This window comes from Aeromonas sp. PrichA-15, assembly GCF_017939245.1.
GTDB lineage: Bacteria > Pseudomonadota > Gammaproteobacteria > Enterobacterales > Aeromonadaceae > Aeromonas > Aeromonas caviae.
The window spans coordinates 45,732-65,178 of sequence record NZ_JAGKRH010000030.1 but is presented as its reverse complement, the minus strand read 5'-3'; the positions used below and the strand labels follow the sequence as shown (position 1 = coordinate 65,178).

The window sequence follows — 19,447 nt, the reverse complement described above, 5'->3', positions numbered from 1 at the left end:
GGGATCATCAGTGCGCGAAACATCAAAACTCCGGACCGAGCAACAGGTAGCTGAGCAGGAAGACGGGCAGCGCCGCCGTCAGGCTGTCGATGCGATCGAGAATGCCCCCATGGCCCGGCAACAGGGTGCCGGAATCCTTGATGCCGGCTTCCCGCTTGAACATGCTCTCGGCCAGATCGCCGAGCACGGAGGCCAGCACCGCCAGCAGGGAACAGAGCAGCACGGTGCCCATCTTGGCAGGCACGAAGCCCATGAACCAGGTCACGCCGATGGCCAGCAGGCTGGCGGTAAAGAGGCCGCCCAGCATGCCTTCGATGGTTTTCCCCGGGCTCACGGCCGGCGCCAGCTTGTGTTTGCCGAACGCCTTGCCGAAAAAATACGCGCCAGAATCTGCCGCCCAGACCAGTCCCATCACGAACAGCAGGATCCAGGCCCCCATCATGGGATCGTGGTAGAAGTTGTAACCGCGAATGGCAACCAGGGACCAGAAGAAGGGCACCAGGGTCACCAGACCGAACAGGGATTTGAGCCAGATGGATTCACGCCACAGCCTGGCGCTTTGCGGGTAGCGCAGCACCAGCAGCAGCCCCAGCAGCCACCAGCTGACGGCGGTCCAGAGCACGCCCATCACCAGCGGATGCAGTTGGGGGATCCAGAGTTGCTCCACGGGCACCCAGAACAGGCTGGCCCCCAGCAGCAGACAGAACACCAGCGGCAACCACTGTTGCGGCTGGGCAGTGACGAAGGCACTCCACTCACGGCTGGCCAGCAGAAAGACCAGGGCGGCGAGCAGGGCAAAGAATTTCAACGGCAGAAAAAACAGCGCCCCCAACACCAGGGGTACTAACAGTAATGCGGTAATAATTCGTTGTTTTAGCAAAAGAAACCTCTCTCTTGGGAGCGGGGTTTAGCCGGTCTGTTGCGCGGCGATCAATTCCCGGATCTGTTCACCCGTACACCCGAAGCGACGCTCGCGAGCAACGAAGGAGGCAACTGCCCCACTGAACTCGGCCTCGTCAAAATCGGGCCACAGGACCGGGGTAAAATAGAGTTCGGCATAGGCGAGCTGCCACAGGACAAAGTTGCTGATGCGATGATCCCCGCCGGTGCGGATCAGCAGATCCACGGGGGGAAGATCAGCCATGCAGACATGACGACCCAATGCCGCCTCATCGACCGCCTCGGCATCGAGTTCACCCGCCGCCACGGCCCGTGCCAGGGTCCGGGCCGCCTGGGCGATGTCCCACTGACCGCCATAGTTGGCGGCGATATTGAGGGTCAATCCCTGATTGTTGGCGGTCAGGGCCTCGGCCTTGGCGATTTTGGCCTGCAGCCGCTCGCTGAAGCGGGCAGTGTCGCCAATCACCCGAAGGCGAATGCCGTTGCTGTGCAACTTGCTCACCTCGCGACCCAGCACCGTCATGAACAATTCCATCAGGGCGTTGACTTCCCCTTCCGGACGGCGCCAGTTCTCGCTGGAAAACGCAAACAGGGTCAGCGCCTCCATCTTGGCACGGGCGGCAAAGGCCACGGCCTCACGCACGGATTTCACGCCCGCCTTGTGCCCGGAAACCCGCATCTTGCCGCGGTTCTGGGCCCAGCGACCATTGCCATCCATGATGATGGCGACGTGACGGGGCAAGGACGAGCTGGCGCTATCGCCTAGCGCTGCCAAAAGCGACATTCATTTCTCCCACAAAGACAAAAGCGCCGTGCAGGGGCACTACACGGCGCTCGTAATATACCTGTCGGAGGCTTAGATTTCCATTAGCTCCTTTTCCTTCACAACCAGGGCGTCATCCACCAGCTTGATGAAGGTATCGGTCAGCTTCTGGATCTCTTCCTGGGCGCGACGGTCGTCGTCTTCGGAGATCTCTTTCTCTTTCAGCAGGGCTTTCAGATCGGCGTTGGCATCGCGACGGATGTTGCGAATGGCAACCCGGGCACCTTCGGCTTCGGCACGGACGATCTTGGTCAGATCACGGCGACGCTCTTCGGTCAGCGGCGGCAGCGGCACGCGCAGAGTCTGGCCGTTGCTGGACGGGTTCAGGCCCAGATCGGAGGTCAGGATGGCTTTTTCCACCGCCTGGATCATGGAGCGATCGAAGATGGAGATGGAGAGAGTACGGGCATCTTCTGCCACCACGTTGGCCAACTGCTTCAGAGGAGTGGCAGCACCGTAATACTCCACCTGGATGCCGTCGAGCAGGCTCGGGTGAGCACGGCCGGTACGGATCTTGGACATCTGGGTCTTCAGCGACTCTACGCTTTTGCCCATGCGGTCCTTGGCGTCGTTTTTAATCTCGTTGATCACAGTGGTTTTCCTTTTGGCGAACGAGCCGACGGGCGGCTCGTATCTATCTTGTTGACTGGCGTAATGGACAAGCGAGCCAGGGGCTCACACTTGCCTTACTTGCTGGCCTGGTGGATCAGGGTACCTTCCGGCTCACCCATGATCACGCGGCGCAGCGCGCCCGGTTTGTTCATGTTGAACACCCGGATCGGCAGATCGTGGTCGCGGGCCAGGGTAAAAGCAGCAAGATCCATCACTTTGAGTTCTTTTTCAAGAACTTCATCATAACTCAGTTCCTGATAGAGCACGGCATCCGGGTTCTTGACCGGGTCATCGGTGAACACGCCATCGACCTTGGTGGCTTTCAGCACGACGTCGGCTTCGATCTCGATACCGCGCAGGCAGGCTGCCGAGTCGGTGGTAAAGAAGGGGTTGCCGGTACCGGCAGAGAAGATCACCACCTTGCCGGCGCGCAGCTGGCTGATGGCTTCGGCCCAGCTGTAGGAGTCGCAGACCCCTTGCAGGGAGATGGCCGACATCAGGCGGGCATTCACATAAGCACGATGCAGGGCATCACGCATGGCCAGGCCGTTCATGACGGTCGCCAGCATGCCCATGTGGTCACCCACCACGCGATTCATGCCTGCCTTGGCAAGGCCGGCACCACGGAACAGGTTGCCGCCACCGATGACCAGACCGACCTGAACACCCAGCTCAACCAGCTCTTTGATCTCTTGGGCCATCCGTTCCAGCACCGCCGGATCAATGCCGAAACCCTCGGATCCTTGCAGGGCTTCACCACTCAACTTCAGAAGAACACGTCTGTATGCAGGCTTGGGATTGGTACTCATGTCACTGATTCCTGGTCATATAAAGACCGCGACATAAGTCGCGGTCTGGGGAAACGGAAAAACCGGTTCGATTAGGCCTTCTGAGCGGCCGCGATCTGGGCTGCTACTTCAGCAGCGAAGTCGGTCTCTTGCTTCTCGATGCCTTCGCCCACTTCGAAACGGGTGAAGGAAACAACGTCAGCGCCTTCTTTCTTCAGCAGCTCGGCAACGGTCATGGAAGGATCTTTCACGAACGGTTGACCAGTCAGGGAAACCTCACCGGTGAACTTCTTCATGCGGCCTTCAACCATCTTCTCGGCGATCTCTTTCGGCTTGCCGGAGTTGATGGCGATGTCGATCTGGATTTCGCGCTCTTTGGCAACGACTTCGGCAGACACGTCTTCCGGTTTGACGAATTGCGGGCTGTTGGCAGCAACGTGCATGGCCAGATCTTTGGCCAGCTCGTCGGTACCGCCAACCAGCTTGGTGATAACACCGATGCGGGAGCCGTGAACGTAGGTGCCCAGGTTGTCACCTTCAACCAGCATCACGCGACGCAGGTTCATGTTCTCACCGATCTTGGCGATCAGGTTGGTGATGGTCAGCTCGACGGACTCGCCGTTGCCGAAATCGGCGGCTTTCAGCGCGTCAACGTCAGCGATTTTCTGGGTAGCAGCGATCTCGACGATCTTCTGACCCATGGCCAGGAAACCGGCATCCTTGGAAACGAAGTCAGTCTCGCAGTTCAGCTCGATCATGACGGCAACGTTGCCTTCGGTACGGGCGAAGATCACACCTTCAGCGGCGATACGGCCAGCTTTCTTGGCGGCCTTGGCCTGACCGGATTTACGCATGTTCTCGATAGCCAGCTCGATATCACCGTTGGCTTCTTCCAGCGCTTTTTTGCAATCCATCATGCCAGCGGCGGTGCGCTCGCGCAGTTCTTTTACCAGGGCGGCAGAAATGTTTGCCATGTCCAGTATCCTCGGTCTTGAATTGACAAGAAACAGGGGCCACAAGGGCCCCTGCTAACCAATTACATCAGCTTGGTTAATAAGGGCTTTTCAGTCCTTATCAATTACTCAGCTTCAACGAAGCCATCTTGTTCGGCTTGAACAACGATGTCCTGCTCGCGGGCTTCCAGAACGGTGTCAGCAGCAGCGTTCAGGTACAGCTGTACGGCACGGATAGCGTCGTCGTTACCCGGGATGACATAGTCAACGCCGTCCGGGTTGGAGTTGGTATCAACGATGGAAACTACCGGGATACCCAGGTTGTTGGCTTCTTTGATAGCGATGTGCTCGTGGTCGGCATCGACAACGAACAGAACGTCAGGCAGGCCGCCCATGTTCTTGATACCACCCAGGCTCTTCTCCAGCTTTTCCATTTCGCGAGTACGCATCAGCGCCTCTTTCTTGGTCAGCTTGTCGAAGGTACCGTCTTCGCTCTGGGTTTCCAGATCTTTCAGGCGCTTGATGGACTGACGAACGGTTTTCCAGTTGGTCAGCATGCCGCCCAGCCAGCGGTGGTTAACATAGAACTGGTCGCAACGCTCAGCGGCTTCTTTGACGGCTTCAGACGCGGCACGCTTGGTACCTACGAACAGTACCTTGCCTTTCTTGGCAGCTACGGAGCTGATGAAGTTCATGGCATCGTCAAACATCGGAACGGTTTTTTCCAGGTTGATGATGTGAACTTTGCTGCGGGCGCCGAAGATGTAGGACTTCATTTTCGGGTTCCAGTAACGAGTCTGGTGACCGAAGTGAACGCCGGCTTGCAGCATGTCGCGCATAGAAACTTTAGCCATTTTATACCTCTGTATTGGGGTTAGGCCTCCACACATCCCATATAACCGACCCGTTAAGGCACCCCGGCATATGTGTCGATGTGTGTGTGTTGTTGAGTAAGGGTGATGGCATGAGGACACGAGTTCCCCATTCCGGCGCGCTTTATACCATAACTTTGGTCATGACACCACCAGCCCGGGTGCTAAAAATGGATCCCGGACCATGGTGCGACCGCCTGATGACGTTGCGATGACGATCACACTGGAAGTAAACGGGGGTTGGGGATAAAATTTCGCCCTGATTGCAAACGCATCTATTTTTCATTACCTGGTTGTTGGGCATCGGCAGGATGCGCAATCAGGCCCCAAGAGAGATCCCATGTCCATTAAAATCAAGACACCGGAAGAGATTGAAAAAATGCGTGTCGCCGGCCAGCTGGCCGCCGACGTGCTGGTCATGATCGCCCCCCACGTCAAGGCGGGCGTCACCACAGACGAACTGAATACCCTCTGCCACGACTACATCGTCGACGTGCAGCAGGCCATCCCCGCGCCGCTCAATTACCACGGCTTCCCCAAGTCCATTTGCACCTCGGTGAACGATGTCATCTGCCATGGCATCCCGAACCACAAGAAGCTGCGGGAAGGGGACATCATCAATCTGGACATCACCGTCATCAAGGATGGCTATCACGGCGATACCTCCGCCATGTTCATCGTGGGCCAGACCACCCCCCTGCGCCGCCAGCTCTGCAAGGTGGCCCAAGATAGCCTCTATGCCGCCATCAAGCGGGTGCGCCCGGGCATGTGCATCACCGAGATCGGCGCCGTCATCCAGCCCATCGTCGAGCAGGCCGGCTTCTCCGTGGTACGCGACTACTGCGGCCATGGCATCGGTGCCGAGTTCCACGAAGAGCCGCAGATCCTCCACTACCGCAACGGCGGCAAGCTGGAGCTGAAAGCAGGCATGTGCTTCACCATCGAGCCCATGGTCAACAGCAAGAAGTACCACTGCAAGGTCAATCCGAAGGATGGCTGGACCGTCACCACCAAGGACGGCGGCGACTCCGCCCAGTGGGAGCACACCCTGCTGGTGACCGAGGATGGCTGCGAGGTCCTGACCCTGCGCCCCGACGACACTATCGAGCGTTTTATCCGCCACGTTTGACATTCAACCCCGGCCGCGCGCCGGGGTTGCTCTTTACCCGGCCCGACCGAGAGTGTGACATGCCATGGATGCCAGCCTGCTTTCTCCCCATCTGCTCCCAGACGATCAGCTCACCCGTGACAACTGCAAGGAGTACCTGAGCCGCTTTCTCGCCTGGCTGCACGAGCGCTTCGACGCCGGTGACAACATCATCGAACTAGTGGCCACCCGCTCCGAATACATGGACGCGCTGCTGACCAGGCTCTGGCACAAGTTCGGCTTCGACAGGACCGAGCTCACCCTGATCGCGGTAGGCGGCTATGGCCGCGGCGAACTCCATCCCCACTCCGATATCGACCTGCTGATCCTCTACGAAGGAGATGAACTGGACGAGGTGCTGGGGCTTCGCATCGGCGAGTTCATCACCCTCTTGTGGGATCTCAAGCTGGAAGTAGGGCAGTCGGTGCGCAACGTGGCCGAGTGCATCGAGCAGGGCCGCAACGACATCACGGTTGCCACCAACCTCATCGAGGCCCGTTACATCACGGGTCGCCTGGCGGGATTCGAGCAGTTGCAGGCGGCCACCCAGCCCCAGCACTTCTGGCCGAGCGAAGCCTTCTTTCGTGCCAAACGCGAAGAGCAGGCCCTGCGCCACCAGCAGTTTCTCGGCACCGCCTACAAGCTGGAGCCGGATCTCAAGAACAATCCCGGGGGCCTTCGCGACATCCAGACCCTGGCCTGGGTCGCCCGCCGCCACTTCGGCGCCACCACCCTGTTCGAGATGACCAGCCACGGTTTTCTCAACCGGGCCGAGTACCGGGAGCTGCTCGACTGTCAGAACTTCCTGTGGAAGGTGCGCTTCGCCCTGCACATGGCCATCAACAAGGGGGACAACCGCCTCTTGTTCGACCGCCAGCGTACCGTGGCCCAGATGCTGGGGTTCGAGGGGGAAGGAAACGGCCCGGTCGAGCAGATGATGAAGCGTTTCTACCAGACGGTGCGGCGGGTGGCCGAGCTCAACGAGATGCTGCTGCAACTCTTTGACGAGGCCATTCTCGGCAACACCGCCATGGACGTGCGCCGCATCAGCGACGAATTCCAGCTGCGCGGCCGCCTCATCGATGCGGTGGACTCCGAGCTGTTCGGCCGGGATCCTGCCGCCATCCTGCGACTCTTCTACCAGATAGCCCAGCACCCGGAGATCGCCGGCATCCACTCCGCCACCTTGCGCCAGCTGCGCGAGGCCAGACGCACCCTCAACTGCTGGCTGCAAGATCTACCCGAGTGCCGCCGTCTCTTCATGGCGCTCCTGCGCCACCCCAACGGCATCGGCCAGCCGCTCACCCTGATGCACAAGTACGGGATCCTCGCGGCCTACCTGCCCCAGTGGAACCTCATCGTCGGCCAGATGCAGTTCGACATGTTCCACGCCTACACGGTGGACGAGCACACCCATCGGCTGCTGCAGAACATCCATCGCTTTCCGAATCCGGCCAGCCGCCAGACTCACCCGCTCTGCCACGAGGTGTTCACCCAGTTGCGCAAGCCCGAGCTGCTCAGCATCGCCGCCCTCTTCCACGACATCGCCAAGGGCAGGCGCGGCGATCATTCCGAACTCGGGGCCGTGGATGCGCTGGAGTTCTGCCAGTTGCACGGGCTGGATCGCTACGAGAGCCGACTGGTCGCCTGGCTGGTGCGCCACCATCTGCTGATGTCGGTCACCGCCCAGCGCCGCGACATCTACGACCCGGACGTGGTCACCGACTTCGCCCAGAAGGTGCGGGATGAATTGCACCTCGACCTGCTCTATTGCCTGACCGTGGCCGACATCTGCGCCACCAACGACAGTCTGTGGAACGACTGGAAGGGCACCCTGCTGCGCGAACTCTACTTCGCCACCCAGAAGGCCCTGCGCCAGGGGTTGGAAAACCCGCCGGACATGCGCCTCAAGATCCGTGAAAACCAGCGCCAGGCCAGGCAGATCCTGACCCAGCGCGAGGTGCCACAGGAGGCGGTCACCGCCCTCTGGAACGACTTCAAGGCCGATTACTTCCTGCGCCACAGCCCGGAGCAGATCGCCTGGCACTGCCGCAAGATCATCGCCCACGGTGACAACCCGGCCCCCCTGGTGCTCATCGGCAAGCATCCCATACGGGGCGGTAGCGAGGTGTTCATCTATTGTCGCGATACCCCCAACCTCTTTGCCACTGTGGCCTCGGCACTGGATCAGAAGAACCTCAGCATCCACGACGCCCAGATCATGAATTCGCGCAACGACTACGTGCTCGATACCTTCATCGTGCTGGAGCCAAACGGCGAGCCCATCAGCCCCAACCGTACCGCCACCATCAAGAAGGCGCTGGAGAAAGCCCTTCAGGAGCCGGGCAAGCTGGTGCTGCGCAGCAAGCCCCTGTCCAGACGCCACCGCCAGTTCAGCGTGCCGACCAGGGTGGTTTTCCTGCCCCACAAGGGGGAAAACCGCCACACCCTGCTGGAGCTGACAGCCCTGGATACCCCGGGCCTGCTGGCCCGTATCGGTGCCGTGTTCCAGCAGTGCGGCCTCTCCCTCCATGCCGCCAAGATCACCACCATCGGTGAGCGGGTGGAGGACTTCTTCAGCCTCACCACCCTGGCCGGAGAGCCGCTGAACCCGGAGGAGCAGCAAGCCCTCGAGGAGAGGCTGGTCAATCAGCTCAACCCCCAGGAACCGCTTGGCGAGAGCGCCTGACACGCTCGGATGAAGCCTCGAAAGAGGCTTTTTGACGTATTGATTCCTCAATCAGAACAAATGGTTGGACCACTCAAGTACAATAAATCGCCCTGATTCTGAAGAAATCGGCGAGAGCCCTTAAAAACGATTGGAAAAGTGTGATACAACAAACAGAATTTTATAAAGGAAACCTGTCATGACCCAGTTGCAACAGACCATCGAAGCGGCCTTCGAGCGCCGTGACTCCATCACCCCCGGCTCCGTCGATGCCGCCACCAAGGCCGCCATTCTGGAAGCCATCGACCTGCTGGACTCCGGCAAAGCCCGGGTTGCCGAGAAGATTGCCGGCGAGTGGGTCGTCCACCAGTGGCTGAAGAAGGCCGTGCTGCTCTCCTTCCGCATCAACGACAACGGCATCATCAAGGGCGACGATGCCCAGTACTACGACAAGGTTCCCCTGAAGTTCTCCAACTACACCGAAGAGCAGTTCAAGGCTGCCGGTGTACGCGTCGTGCCGCCCGCGACCGCGCGCAAAGGCTCCTTCATCGCCCCGAACACCGTGCTGATGCCCTCCTACGTCAACATCGGCGCCTTCGTCGATGAAGGCACCATGGTCGACACCTGGGCCACCGTGGGCTCCTGCGCCCAGATCGGCAAGAATGTGCACCTCTCCGGCGGCGTCGGCATCGGCGGCGTACTGGAGCCACTGCAGGCCAACCCGACCATCATCGAAGACAACTGCTTCATCGGTGCCCGTTCCGAGGTGGTTGAAGGGGTGATCGTCGAGGAGGGCTCCGTCATCTCCATGGGGGTCTTCATCGGCCAGTCCACCCGCATCTATGACCGCGAAACCGGTGAAATCCACTACGGCCGCGTCCCGGCCGGCTCCGTGGTCGTTTCCGGCTCCCTGCCCTCCAAGTGCGGCAAGTACAGCCTCTACGCCGCCGTCATCGTCAAGAAGGTGGATGCCAAGACCCGCGCCAAGGTCGGCATCAACGCCCTGCTGCGCTCCATCGACGAGTAATCCACGCCGATGTCATCAAGGGCACCTCTGGTGCCCTTTTTCATGCCCGCTTGGGTGGGCGCCAACTCCCCCCTGCCCCACCAGCACTGCACACCCCATGAGACGATACCGCTTATGGCAGTGCTGGCAAGGCGTTCACCCCTCCCCTTGGCTCATTGATTAAAGAAGACCTTTTTGACACCAATTTGAATTTGGCGCGCCTGTCACAGGCAAGGCGTCCGGACTCGGGTAAGATAGAGGGGTCAGGATCGTTTCAAACCAAGGAAGCCCGATGTACGAGAATCTCAAGAGCCTGGGGATCCAGGAACCCACCTCGGTGGACAGCTACACCCTGCGCCAGGAAGCCAACCACGACATCCTCAAGATCTATTTCAAGAAGCAGAAGGGTGAATTCTTCGCCAAGAGCGTCAAATTCAAATACCCTCGCCAGCGCAAGACCATGCTGGTCGACTCGGGGACCCATGAGTACAAGGATGTCACCGAGATCAACGCCAACCTCAAATACGTGGTGGATGAGCTGGACAATCTGACCCAGGGCGGCCAGCCTTCCGCCGATCCGGACATCAAGCAGAAGATACTGCGCGACCTGCGTCATCTGGAAAAGGTGGTGCAGAACAAGATCAGCGAGATAGAACGGGATCTCGAAAAGCTTTAGCCGGGCTGATGCAGCAAAGGCGCCCAGGGGCGCCTTTTTCATTGGGTAACACCATGCTGGCGCCGTCAGGAAAGTCCCCGCACATGTCCCGCCACCAAACGCAACCCAGCAAAAAGGGAGGCTTGCGCCTCCCTTTTCGGAACTCGGATATCGGAGCGCAATCAGTTGCTCTTCATCCAGATGTCCATTTCAGTTTTCAGGTTGTCGGACTTGGTGCCGAAGATGGCTTGTACACCGGAACCAGCCACCACCACACCGGCGGCACCCAGCTTCTTCAGACCAGCCTGGTCAACCTTGGCCACATCCTTCACACCGACACGCAGACGGGTAATGCAGGCGTCCAGAGAGGCGATGTTCTCTTTGCCACCGAAGGCGGAGACCAGTGCAGCAGACATCTCGTCCTTGCTTTGACTGGCAGAGGACTCTTGAGCGGCTTCGTCTTCACGACCCGGAGTTTTCAGGTTCATGGCACGGATGACCACGGTGAAGACCACGTAGTAGATGACCGCGTAGACCAGACCCAGACCCACCAGCAGCAGCATGTTGTCGGCACGCGGGGATTGCACCACGAAGTCGATGAAGCCGTTGGAGAAGGTGTGACCGTGAACGACACCCAGCATGTTGGTCAGGACATAGGCCAGACCGGCAAGCAGGGCGTGGATGGCGTACAGTACCGGGGCCACGAACAGGAAGGAGAATTCGATAGGCTCGGTGATACCGGTCAGGAAGGATGTCAGGGCAGCAGAAGCCATGATACCTACGATCTTGGCGCGGTTTTCCGGCTTGGCGGAGTGCGCAATGGCAAACGCGGCAGCAGGCAGACCGAACATCTTGAACAGGTAGCCACCCGCCAGTTGACCGAAGCCGTTACCGGCAGCACGGGAAGCGTCATCAGCAGTCAGGAAGCAGGTCATGATGCCGTGTACGGTTTCACCGGCGGCGTTGACGCAGGTACCAGCCTGATAGAAGAACGGCACGTTCCAGATGTGGTGCAGACCGAACGGGATCAGGGAGCGCTCAACCACGCCGTAGATGCCGAATGCCAGGACCGGGTTCTGGTTGGCAGCCCAGTCGGAGAAGGCACCGATGGCACCACCAATCGGCGGCCAGATGAAGGAGAGCACGACACCCAGACCGATGGAAACGAAACCGGTGATGATGGGCACGGCGCGCTTGCCGGCGAAGAAGCCAAGGTACTCTGGCAGCTGGATCTTGTAGAAGCGGTTGAACGCCCAGGCAGCCACGCCACCGGCGAGGATACCACCCAGCACACCGGTATCGATCTTCTCGACACCCATCACAGGCGCCATCACAGTCAGGGTGGCGGTCATGATGCCGTAGCCGACGATGGCGGACAGGCCGGACACACCGTCGTTATTGGTGAAGCCAAGGGCGACGCCCACGGCGAACAGCAGAGCCATCTGGCCGAATACGGAACCACCGGCCTGCTCCATCAGTTGGGAGACGATTTCCGGCAACCAGCTGAAGTGGGCAGCCCCCACCCCCAGCAGAATACCTGCAACGGGCAAGACCGATACGGGCAGCATCAGCGCCTTACCGACCTTTTGCAGATTAGAGAAAGCATTTTTTAACATGTGTGCGCTCCTGAATGGATTTTTTTCCGACAACGACTCAGGGCAGTTTATTGATGACGATGTGCTTCATCCGTCACTGCGCCAAGTGCGTTTTCCGGGTTGCTTATTTTGACCAGCAGAATATAACCCAGCGGGGGTGGAAATGCCTCCGTCGGAAACAAGGGAATAATAAATTTGGAGGAGAGATCACAAGATAATAAATAAGCAGAGAGGGGACTGTCTTGAATATTATTTCGTATTGTTATAGCTTCGCCGCAAAAAGAAATAAACCACTTCAAAATAAATCACAAAGAAACCAAACAATACCCAACGATACTCACTGTAACCAAATGTAACTTATTGCGGATTTATATTATCCAGTCTACCGATTAAAAAGGCCTCCAACAAGGGAGGCCTCCAATAAATATCGATTTTAATAAACCGAGATATTTAGTTCTTCTGTGAACGTTTCACTGCATCAATAAAGACCGATTTCGCCTTGGTTGAACCGGCGCGCTCGGCTTCATTCACGAGTTGCATCGCCTTGTCGATGTCACCGGCCTTCACCGCTTTCTCGATCTGGGCGTTGTAGAAGCTCTCGGTCTCGCTCAGCATGGCGGGAGCCGGTTTGCTCGGCGCTGCGGCAACGGCTGCCGTGGTGGCCGCCGTCGCAGCCACGGCAGTGGTAGCAGGCTTGGCCTGGCTCATCGCCACTTTGTCGGCGTATTCAGGCTTGAACACGGCTTCCAGGCCTTGTCCCTTGGCCATGTCCGTGACCTTTATCTGTACCAGACCCCAGGGCGAATGGGGAATCACGGGGTCCTTGATATCCGGCTCGACCGTGCCGTTGGCACGGGCAAAGGCCTTCGCGGGGTGCAAGATGGTGGTGCTGCCCGCCGTCTCGTTGGCCGGCGCATAGACCACCATATAGGTTTCAGTGGCGGGATTGCCCGGCATGCTGCGGTCCACAAACACACGTCCCTCAATCCTGTCATTGTCGAGCAGGTGGGCAGGTTGGTAGCTGAATACGGACTCACCCAATACGCGAGTCACCTTGAACTGGGCATCCAGCATGATGACCTTGGGAACCAGAACCGTCTTGCTCACCTGGGACGCCAGCGTGATGGCCAGGTTGCCGGTATTGATGGGCAGACGATAGGCGGCGAAGTAGCTCATCCCCTCGTCAAACTGATAACTGGGCTGCTTGCCGTCGATGGCCAGCAGCGTCTCGCCTTCCGGCAGAGAAACATAATTGAATTCGTTGAAATCCTTGCAGCAGCTCGTCGCCTGGGAGAGCGCCTGCTTGGCCTGATCGGCATTACTCAGAATGGAGGCGTGATCCTGCACAGGCACGACCATGCTACCGGAACAGCCGGCCAACAGCGCGGTAACCACGGCCGCGATAGACATCTTTACCAGTTTCATTCTTCTTCTCTCCATAACCCGATTGCCAATTCCTGAGAAACAAAACTGCCCCCATAAGGGGGCAGTGACTAACTTAACTGAAGATATTGCTTACCACCAGGCTTCTGCTTGCACACCGAAGTTCCAAGTGTTGTCGTCGTTGTTGCTGCCATTGAAAGTCTGGCCGTTGTCGCCACCGGACTTCAGATAGGAAGCGAACACACGGATTTCCGGACGGGCCCAGAAGCTGGGGCCGGCAGACCAAGCCTGTGCAATGGTATACTTCTGACCGTCACGATCCTGGCTATCCTGCCCCTTGAGGTCTTTGGTGTCATGATAGTAGCCCAGCTCCAAGATGGTCTTCTGGATCTCATCCCATTTGTACATGGGACGAACCACTACGGAGAAGGTATCGGCATCAGAACCCGCCACACCGTCGATGGTCACGTCATTAGACTGGCCGTAGACTAGCTGGTGGCCAAATTCGACCTTGTCACCAACCGGCAATACGCCCCAGTTGATGATGCGGAAGCCATCACCGCTGGCACCGTCCTGGCTGGTCCAGCTACCAGCACCGTAGTAAATCGGCAGTGTGGCATAGCTGTCACTCATGTATTGCAGAGTGGTCTTGTTGAAACCCCCCAGCAGGTTTTGAGTCAGTTCAGCTGTCAGCATGACACCGTCTTTAATGTCGTCGTTGGCCTTGTCTTGATCGTCGGTCGGATTGGCGATGGCATAGTCAACACCCAGCTCCAAGGAAGCATCGCTCCAGAGCGGAATACCGGCATAACGGGCATCCAGAATATTGTTGTTCAGCTCACCAGCATCACTGCGGGTCCAAGCAAAGGAGAGTTTCCCCGGGCCTGCTTGGATATTTTCGATACCGGCACCAGCGCCAGACACATCCCAGTAGTAGAAGTCGGAGATATGGATGTCGTGACGCTGGTAGTAACGCTTACCGGCCCAGAGGGTGGCTTCCGGGGCAAAACCGAGCACCCCCTTGGCTTGCACGTTGAACTGACGCAGGGCGAAAGTGGCATCGTCTTCACACTGCTTGGTGTCGAAATTACAGCTGGTGCCGGTCCCTTCCCAGTCGTTGGACTGGTTGCTGACCATGGCGACCATGGAGTCTACGTAGAAGGACTTGCCATCTTTGTTGAAGACTTCCTGACCCAGTTGCACTTCGCCGTAGGTTTCGTTTTCGTTACCAAGACGACCCACTTTATTCTTATCGAAGGTCTGCATGTCACCATCTTCGGAGATGCCGACACCTGAACGGAAGTAGCCGTGGAAATCAACGGCGAAGGCGGCTTGGGAAGCCAGGGCTGCGGTTACTGCTGCAGCGATCGGGAGCCACTTTGCTTTCATTTTCATTTTCCTTATTCCCGCTGAGAGGAGTGTGATCCTGATATTCAAGTTCTTATCACCGGAAAAACGTTTTGGTGATAACCGAGGTCGATTATATGTACCCAAATTCCCTGCAAACATGAGCTGATTCACAAAACGATGACAAATCGCACGCCGCCAACAACTACAGCAACAACAGCTCATTAAACTTAAGTTTGTTGGCCAAAGTCTCCAGTATCGAGCAAAAACAAGAAAACAAACACCAAAGAAAGCGCTTTCAAATATTAATTCGCGACGAGATTTAAGTTATAAATCCGTGTCGCAGTAGCAAAAACATGACTGAAATCGCTTTCAATGCGGAACTTTTAATTTTTCAATTTGTCGTGGGTGATGATGAATATGGCCAACCGGTTATCATCATTGGCGAGAAAAATAACCGGACGAAAGAGAGGATATATTTGGGAGCTGATGCGTGACGCCCCAAAAATAAAACACCCCCGTCAGCACACTCACGGAGGTGAATTTATTCTCGGGGAGAAGGGTCTGGCTACAGTCTATTTTCCCAGGTTTTCAACCACGCCAGCGCCGCAACTTCCGGCTCATCCTCCACCGTTGCATCTATCTCCAGACGCGGCACCAGGGCGTCGGCGGCCAGCTCCTGCAGCAGTTCATCGAGCCGGCGCCCTGCCCCGCAGAAGTGTTCATAGCTGCTGTCTCCCATGGCGATGAGGGCATAGCGCCATCCCTTCATATAAGGAGCACGATCGGCCAGGGCACTGGCAAAGGGCTGCAAATTGGGAGGTATATCCCCCTGCCCCGTGGTGGCGGTCACGATGAGCAGAAAGCGGGAGGCATCGATGTCGGTCAGCGCCGCGTCATCGAAGATCTGGCAGACATGGCCATTGGCTTGCAGGTGGTCACAGAGGGTCTCGGCCACCAGCATGGCAGAGCCGTAGACGGTGCCGACCAGGATATCGATCTCGGCCATCAGCGACTCCTCAGGGACAAACAATGGGCCCGGCAAGACCGGGATGGGTAGGAAGAGCCCCCCTGAACGGGCGGGGGGCACGCGATTGCGCAGGCGATATCTCGTTGAGCCATAAGTCATTCCTCTGACGTACCTGGGCTACAGCATGCCACAGCCCGGTCAGAGGCAACAGATGGAAAGAGGCTCAGGCGCCGTAGTCTTGCTCGCTGGCAGGCCAGCCCAGACGGGCGAACAGACCCAGCACCTCGGGGCCCAGGGGCGCCTGGATCCGCATCGGCACCTTGAGCACCGGATGCTCGAAGCTCAGACGGTGCGCGATCAACAGCAGGCGGTCGCACCCATAGTGCTCGCGAAAGAACCGGTTGTGCCGGCCATCCCCGTGGGTGGTATCACCAACGATGGGGTGGAACAGGTGATCCAGATGGCGGCGCAGCTGGTGCTTGCGCCCCGTCTTGGGAAAGAGGCGGACCAGGCTGTAGCGACTGGTGGGATGCTTCTTGGAGACGGCGAAGGGCAGCTCGACCTGATGCAGACGACGAAACGCGGTCACCGCCTCCTGAGCGGGGCGATCCGGGTCGCTGAAGGCATCGGCAATCTTGTCCAGCTGCTCCTTGAGCGGATAGTCGATGAGCCCCTCTTCGGGGGCCCATCCACGCACCAGTGCCAGGTACTCCTTGTGGACCTGACGGGCAGCAAAGGCCTCGGTCAGGGTACGGGCCACGGCAGGATCGAGAGCAAACAGCAGCACACCCGAAGTGGGCCTGTCCAGTCGGTGCACGGGGTAGACATGACGACCCCCGATCAGATCCCGGGTCATCTGCATGGCGAAACGGGTCTCGGCCTTGTCGAGCCAACTGCGGTGCACCAGGAGACCGGACGGTTTGTTCACCGCTACCAGCCAGTCATCCTGATAAAGCAGTGTCGGCTGCAAGGCATCCGCTGTCCGGGTCTGCTCGTCCATCATTGTTCGACCACTTTGCCGGAGAGCAGCAGATCGAAACGGGCGATCAGACGAAGCAGGGCCTCGACCTCCGCCAGCTCCTCTTTATAGACCTCACTCGCCATGGGATAGAGGGAGACGCTGGTCGGCAGCGGAGCCTGCAGCAGCACCAGCTGCTCCATGCGCGGGATCAGCACGAACTGCAGCCACTGATCGAAACTCAGGGTATCGACACAGAACGGCAGCTCGCTTGCCAGCGCCTCGCTCCCCGGATGGTCGGCTTGCCAGCGTTCCAGACGTTGCAACTCGGCAGTCAGCTCTCCCAGCAGACCGGCAACCAGCAGATATTGATTCATCTCGCTCACTTCCTCATCGCGGGCCCGGTCTGCGACGGGGCCCCACTCAATACGGCCATCAAAAAGGGGCGCTACTATACACCGACCCCGCAATGGCTGCCATGTTGCCGTCACCTTCATACCCTGCATCACCGCCTCTGGCTATCTGGTGCAGCCCCCTTATAATCGCCCGCATTATCTTCAAGCGGGATCTCTTCATGTCTTCCATCAACACCCTGACCGAGTTTCTGACCCAGGCCGATACCCAGTTCCAGCTGTTCGATCTGGGCCGCCAGGTGCGCCCGCTCCCCAGCGACCTCTTCGTGCGCATCGAGCAGCAGCAGGAGCCCTACCCCTGGCCGTTACAGCAGCACGCCTGGCTCGGCGTGCACTTCTTCCAGCCAACCGAATCCAGGCACTACCTCTGGTTCCTCAAGTTCGCCCTCGATGAACGCGGCCTGCTCATCTCCAGCGGCCCCAAGCATTTCATGGATCAGGTGGTAGAGACTCTGGGCTACAAGCTCACCGGTGAACTGGACGAAGAGAAGGCCCAGCGTCTAGCGGACAACCCCTACACCTTCCGTCCGGCCGAGGCCAAGATGGCCAGTGTGCACGCCAAGCTGGCCCGCCAGCTGGAACAAGCCCCTTCCGCTTACTACGAGGCCCTCTGCCACTATCTGGCGGCGCCGGGGGAAGAGGGGTGGCAGGCACTGGGACTGCAAGGGTTTGCAGATATCGCGGAGCGGCTACAGGTAGAGCGCAACCTGGCACTGGTCTGCAAGGCCTTGCCCGTGCTGCCGCAGGCCCCCCTTTACGCCCTGTGCCAAAGCCTGGAGAACGCCCCCCTGCCTCCTGCCCTGCAAGGCGCATTGCTGGAGCGCATCGGCAAGGAGCAGGAGTGCGCCGAGCCTGACCCCGAAACCCTGGCCTATCTGTGCCGGGCACTGGCCTCCTGCCCGGGCAACGGACTGCGCACCAACAAGCTGCTGACCCTGCTGCAAACCCGGCCAAGCCCCTCCCTGCTCCTCGCCATCGCTGGCCGCCTCTGGCCCGATCTGAAACACCCCGAACTGCTCGGCCTGTTTCTGGAGCAGCTCGCCCTGCAACCCACCCAGTTCTTCAACCAGGTATTTGCCGAGCTCGTCACGCTACCGGCCTTGCGCAATGATATGCTGGCAAAACTGCGTGACCCCGAACGCAGCGAGGCCCTGGGTCTGGCCATCGGTCGCCTGTTAGCTTCCACCTAGGCCCGGCACGACGGCCCTGTTGCCTGAGGTGAACAGGGCCCCACACACATCACAGAAGGAACCCGCTGATGGGAGAAATGCTTGGGATCTTGCTGCTCGGCCTCGTTGGCTGGGCCTTCTGGCAACAGCGCCGCCAGGCGGAGCTGGCTTGGCAATACATGCGCCGCTACTGCCAGCACCACGACCTGCAACTGCTGTCGCTGGCGCGGACACACCGCGCCCTGGGGCACAAGCCCCTGCGCCTGCTCACCTACTACCAGTTCGAGTTCTCCAGCGACGGAGAGAGCCATTATCAGGGGCAGCTCTGCATGCAGGGGCTGCATGTCGCCGGTGTCGAGCTGCCACCCCATCGTCTCCCCTCCTAGATTTGAGAGCACGGGGGCTGGCTATACTCTTCCACAGCCCCCTTCCAAGGAGTACCGAGATGGAATTGCTCACCCATGACATGGCCGCCCTGTTTGCCCAACTGGGGCTGGCCAGTGACGACATCAGCCAGCAGCGTTTTATCCGCGACCATCCCATCGATCGCCATACCCAGTTGCCCGACGCGCCGTTCTGGACGCCTTCCCAGGCAGGCTTTCTGCGCGATGCCCTCAACTACGACGCCGACTGGGCGGAAGCCATCGACCAACTGGATCTGATGCTGCGCCAGGGGACCTGATCCCCCCACTCCCGGCGGCCAGCGTTGGGTAGACGCGGAGCCGCCAATCCCCTCCCTCCATCGCCCAGGCGCCCCTCCCTCTCGCCACCCACGCCCTTCGCTCCGCTTTCCTGATGGACAGGCTTTGATTAAGCTCTGTGCCACTATCCACCCGCAGCAAGACGGCCGTGCAGGAGCCAAGATGTCAGCCCAAGAGATCATCCAGATAGCCAACGAACTCAGTGCCAGGGGGATCACCCCCTCTACCGCCATGGTCAAGGCCCGCCTCAGCCATCCCGTGCCCATGGCCGAGCTGCTCAAGGTGTTGAGCCAGTGGAAGCAACAACCCCAGCCCGCGTCGACAGCGCCCGCCCCCGCCAGTGCCCCCGCCAGTGCCCCCGAGGCATCCCCCTTGGCCACGGAAAGCGTCACTCTTCAGCAACTGAGCGAACAGCTCGCCCGGCTGGAGCAGAAGGTCGATCGCCTCACCGATCTGCTGCTCAACCAGAAGCCGGATTGACCCATCG

Annotated in this window: 21 protein-coding genes; 9 read left to right on the top strand and 12 right to left on the bottom strand. The window is 59.1% G+C overall.

Annotated elements, in window-relative coordinates:
• Positions 1-22: 22 nt before the first annotated feature.
• The 6 genes from J9889_RS05855 to rpsB all read right to left on the bottom strand — a co-directional run bounded on the left by J9889_RS05855 (position 23) and on the right by rpsB (position 4,930).
• Entirely contained in the window at positions 23-880 is an 858-nt protein-coding gene (locus tag J9889_RS05855) for a phosphatidate cytidylyltransferase (protein ID WP_039039428.1), read from the bottom strand.
• 27 nt (positions 881-907) lie between these two features.
• Positions 908-1,684, bottom strand: coding sequence for a polyprenyl diphosphate synthase (uppS, locus tag J9889_RS05850; RefSeq protein ID WP_039039427.1), 777 nt, complete (start codon positions 1,682-1,684; stop codon positions 908-910).
• A gap of 72 nt (positions 1,685-1,756) precedes the next feature.
• On the bottom strand, positions 1,757-2,314 hold the full coding sequence (gene frr, locus J9889_RS05845; RefSeq protein WP_010673406.1) for a ribosome recycling factor: 558 nt from the start codon (positions 2,312-2,314) through the stop codon (positions 1,757-1,759).
• Between the two features lie 95 nt (positions 2,315-2,409).
• Positions 2,410-3,144: a UMP kinase gene (pyrH, locus tag J9889_RS05840; protein ID WP_010673405.1), complete on the bottom strand. Its 735-nt coding sequence runs from the start codon at positions 3,142-3,144 to the stop codon at positions 2,410-2,412.
• 71 nt (positions 3,145-3,215) lie between these two features.
• Positions 3,216-4,097: a translation elongation factor Ts gene (tsf, locus tag J9889_RS05835; protein ID WP_010673404.1), complete on the bottom strand. Its 882-nt coding sequence runs from the start codon at positions 4,095-4,097 to the stop codon at positions 3,216-3,218.
• A 104-nt stretch (positions 4,098-4,201) separates the two neighbouring features.
• Positions 4,202-4,930, bottom strand: coding sequence for a 30S ribosomal protein S2 (gene rpsB / locus J9889_RS05830; protein WP_010673403.1), 729 nt, complete (start codon positions 4,928-4,930; stop codon positions 4,202-4,204).
• 358 nt (positions 4,931-5,288) lie between these two features.
• Between rpsB and map the strand changes: the two genes are divergently transcribed.
• The 4 genes from map (at position 5,289) to J9889_RS05810 (ending at position 10,445) form a co-directional block, all read left to right on the top strand.
• Positions 5,289-6,077, top strand: a complete 789-nt coding sequence (map, locus tag J9889_RS05825) for a type I methionyl aminopeptidase (RefSeq protein WP_010673402.1) — start codon at positions 5,289-5,291, stop codon at positions 6,075-6,077.
• Positions 6,078-6,141: 64 nt separating this feature from the next.
• The gene (glnD, locus tag J9889_RS05820; protein ID WP_010673401.1) at positions 6,142-8,784 is read left to right on the top strand and encodes a bifunctional uridylyltransferase/uridylyl-removing protein GlnD; all 2,643 of its coding nucleotides are present in this window, start codon (positions 6,142-6,144) and stop codon (positions 8,782-8,784) included.
• Positions 8,785-8,962: 178 nt separating this feature from the next.
• A complete protein-coding gene (dapD, locus tag J9889_RS05815) occupies positions 8,963-9,790 on the top strand; it encodes a 2,3,4,5-tetrahydropyridine-2,6-dicarboxylate N-succinyltransferase (protein ID WP_010673400.1) in 828 nt (275 codons plus the stop codon).
• 271 nt (positions 9,791-10,061) lie between these two features.
• Positions 10,062-10,445 (top strand): DUF3461 family protein, encoded by a 384-nt coding sequence (locus tag J9889_RS05810; protein WP_039039426.1) that lies wholly within the window; start codon positions 10,062-10,064, stop codon positions 10,443-10,445.
• A gap of 161 nt (positions 10,446-10,606) precedes the next feature.
• Here the strand turns inward: J9889_RS05810 and ptsG are convergent, their stop codons facing one another.
• The 3 genes from ptsG to J9889_RS05795 form a co-directional block, all read right to left on the bottom strand.
• Positions 10,607-12,040 carry a PTS glucose transporter subunit IIBC gene (gene ptsG, locus J9889_RS05805; RefSeq protein WP_045523587.1) on the bottom strand — a complete coding sequence of 478 codons (1,434 nt, stop codon included), beginning with the start codon at positions 12,038-12,040 and terminating at the stop codon, positions 10,607-10,609.
• A gap of 429 nt (positions 12,041-12,469) precedes the next feature.
• Entirely contained in the window at positions 12,470-13,444 is a 975-nt protein-coding gene (locus J9889_RS05800; RefSeq protein WP_210556120.1) for a MalM family protein, read from the bottom strand.
• A gap of 90 nt (positions 13,445-13,534) precedes the next feature.
• Complete coding sequence (locus J9889_RS05795; protein WP_282597941.1) at positions 13,535-14,791, bottom strand: maltoporin; 1,257 nt, start codon at positions 14,789-14,791, stop codon at positions 13,535-13,537.
• Between the two features lie 314 nt (positions 14,792-15,105).
• On the opposite strand from J9889_RS05795, the gene J9889_RS05790 reads away from it, so the two are divergent.
• Positions 15,106-15,246 carry a hypothetical protein gene (locus tag J9889_RS05790; RefSeq protein WP_201925578.1) on the top strand — a complete coding sequence of 47 codons (141 nt, stop codon included), beginning with the start codon at positions 15,106-15,108 and terminating at the stop codon, positions 15,244-15,246.
• A gap of 71 nt (positions 15,247-15,317) precedes the next feature.
• On the opposite strand, the gene J9889_RS05785 is transcribed toward J9889_RS05790, so the two are convergent.
• From J9889_RS05785 to J9889_RS05775, 3 genes are all read right to left on the bottom strand, one after another.
• Positions 15,318-15,758, bottom strand: a complete 441-nt coding sequence (locus J9889_RS05785) for a flavodoxin (RefSeq protein ID WP_210556118.1) — start codon at positions 15,756-15,758, stop codon at positions 15,318-15,320.
• A gap of 184 nt (positions 15,759-15,942) precedes the next feature.
• Complete coding sequence (gene truC / locus J9889_RS05780; RefSeq protein ID WP_010673393.1) at positions 15,943-16,722, bottom strand: tRNA pseudouridine(65) synthase TruC; 780 nt, start codon at positions 16,720-16,722, stop codon at positions 15,943-15,945.
• Complete coding sequence (locus J9889_RS05775) at positions 16,719-17,054, bottom strand: YqcC family protein (protein WP_010673392.1); 336 nt, start codon at positions 17,052-17,054, stop codon at positions 16,719-16,721. The genes truC and J9889_RS05775 overlap by 4 nt, the downstream gene beginning before the upstream one ends.
• Before the next feature lie 197 nt (positions 17,055-17,251).
• Here J9889_RS05775 and J9889_RS05770 point away from each other — a divergent pair, with 197 nt between their 5' ends.
• From J9889_RS05770 to J9889_RS05755, 4 genes are all read left to right on the top strand, one after another.
• Complete coding sequence (locus tag J9889_RS05770; RefSeq protein ID WP_210556117.1) at positions 17,252-18,280, top strand: DUF3549 family protein; 1,029 nt, start codon at positions 17,252-17,254, stop codon at positions 18,278-18,280.
• A 68-nt stretch (positions 18,281-18,348) separates the two neighbouring features.
• Complete coding sequence (locus J9889_RS05765; RefSeq protein WP_039039421.1) at positions 18,349-18,645, top strand: DUF3301 domain-containing protein; 297 nt, start codon at positions 18,349-18,351, stop codon at positions 18,643-18,645.
• A gap of 59 nt (positions 18,646-18,704) precedes the next feature.
• Positions 18,705-18,941 carry a DUF2789 domain-containing protein gene (locus J9889_RS05760; RefSeq protein WP_210556116.1) on the top strand — a complete coding sequence of 79 codons (237 nt, stop codon included), beginning with the start codon at positions 18,705-18,707 and terminating at the stop codon, positions 18,939-18,941.
• A 181-nt stretch (positions 18,942-19,122) separates the two neighbouring features.
• Entirely contained in the window at positions 19,123-19,440 is a 318-nt protein-coding gene (locus J9889_RS05755; RefSeq protein ID WP_210556115.1) for a DNA-binding protein, read from the top strand.
• Positions 19,441-19,447 lie beyond the last annotated feature (7 nt).

Coding starts and splice junctions, on each gene's coding strand:
- uppS (WP_039039427.1), bottom strand. CDS start 1,684: ATGTCGCTTTTGGCAGCGCTAGGCGATAGCGCCAGCTCGTCCTTGCCC.
- pyrH (WP_010673405.1), bottom strand. CDS start 3,144: ATGAGTACCAATCCCAAGCCTGCATACAGACGTGTTCTTCTGAAGTTG.
- tsf (WP_010673404.1), bottom strand. CDS start 4,097: ATGGCAAACATTTCTGCCGCCCTGGTAAAAGAACTGCGCGAGCGCACC.
- rpsB (WP_010673403.1), bottom strand. CDS start 4,930: ATGGCTAAAGTTTCTATGCGCGACATGCTGCAAGCCGGCGTTCACTTC.
- map (WP_010673402.1), top strand. CDS start 5,289: ATGTCCATTAAAATCAAGACACCGGAAGAGATTGAAAAAATGCGTGTC.
- glnD (WP_010673401.1), top strand. CDS start 6,142: ATGGATGCCAGCCTGCTTTCTCCCCATCTGCTCCCAGACGATCAGCTC.
- dapD (WP_010673400.1), top strand. CDS start 8,963: ATGACCCAGTTGCAACAGACCATCGAAGCGGCCTTCGAGCGCCGTGAC.
- J9889_RS05810 (WP_039039426.1), top strand. CDS start 10,062: ATGTACGAGAATCTCAAGAGCCTGGGGATCCAGGAACCCACCTCGGTG.
- ptsG (WP_045523587.1), bottom strand. CDS start 12,040: ATGTTAAAAAATGCTTTCTCTAATCTGCAAAAGGTCGGTAAGGCGCTG.
- J9889_RS05800 (WP_210556120.1), bottom strand. CDS start 13,444: ATGAAACTGGTAAAGATGTCTATCGCGGCCGTGGTTACCGCGCTGTTG.
- J9889_RS05795 (WP_282597941.1), bottom strand. CDS start 14,791: ATGAAAGCAAAGTGGCTCCCGATCGCTGCAGCAGTAACCGCAGCCCTG.
- J9889_RS05790 (WP_201925578.1), top strand. CDS start 15,106: ATGACTGAAATCGCTTTCAATGCGGAACTTTTAATTTTTCAATTTGTC.
- J9889_RS05785 (WP_210556118.1), bottom strand. CDS start 15,758: ATGGCCGAGATCGATATCCTGGTCGGCACCGTCTACGGCTCTGCCATG.
- truC (WP_010673393.1), bottom strand. CDS start 16,722: ATGATGGACGAGCAGACCCGGACAGCGGATGCCTTGCAGCCGACACTG.
- J9889_RS05775 (WP_010673392.1), bottom strand. CDS start 17,054: ATGAATCAATATCTGCTGGTTGCCGGTCTGCTGGGAGAGCTGACTGCC.
- J9889_RS05770 (WP_210556117.1), top strand. CDS start 17,252: ATGTCTTCCATCAACACCCTGACCGAGTTTCTGACCCAGGCCGATACC.
- J9889_RS05765 (WP_039039421.1), top strand. CDS start 18,349: ATGGGAGAAATGCTTGGGATCTTGCTGCTCGGCCTCGTTGGCTGGGCC.
- J9889_RS05760 (WP_210556116.1), top strand. CDS start 18,705: ATGGAATTGCTCACCCATGACATGGCCGCCCTGTTTGCCCAACTGGGG.
- J9889_RS05755 (WP_210556115.1), top strand. CDS start 19,123: ATGTCAGCCCAAGAGATCATCCAGATAGCCAACGAACTCAGTGCCAGG.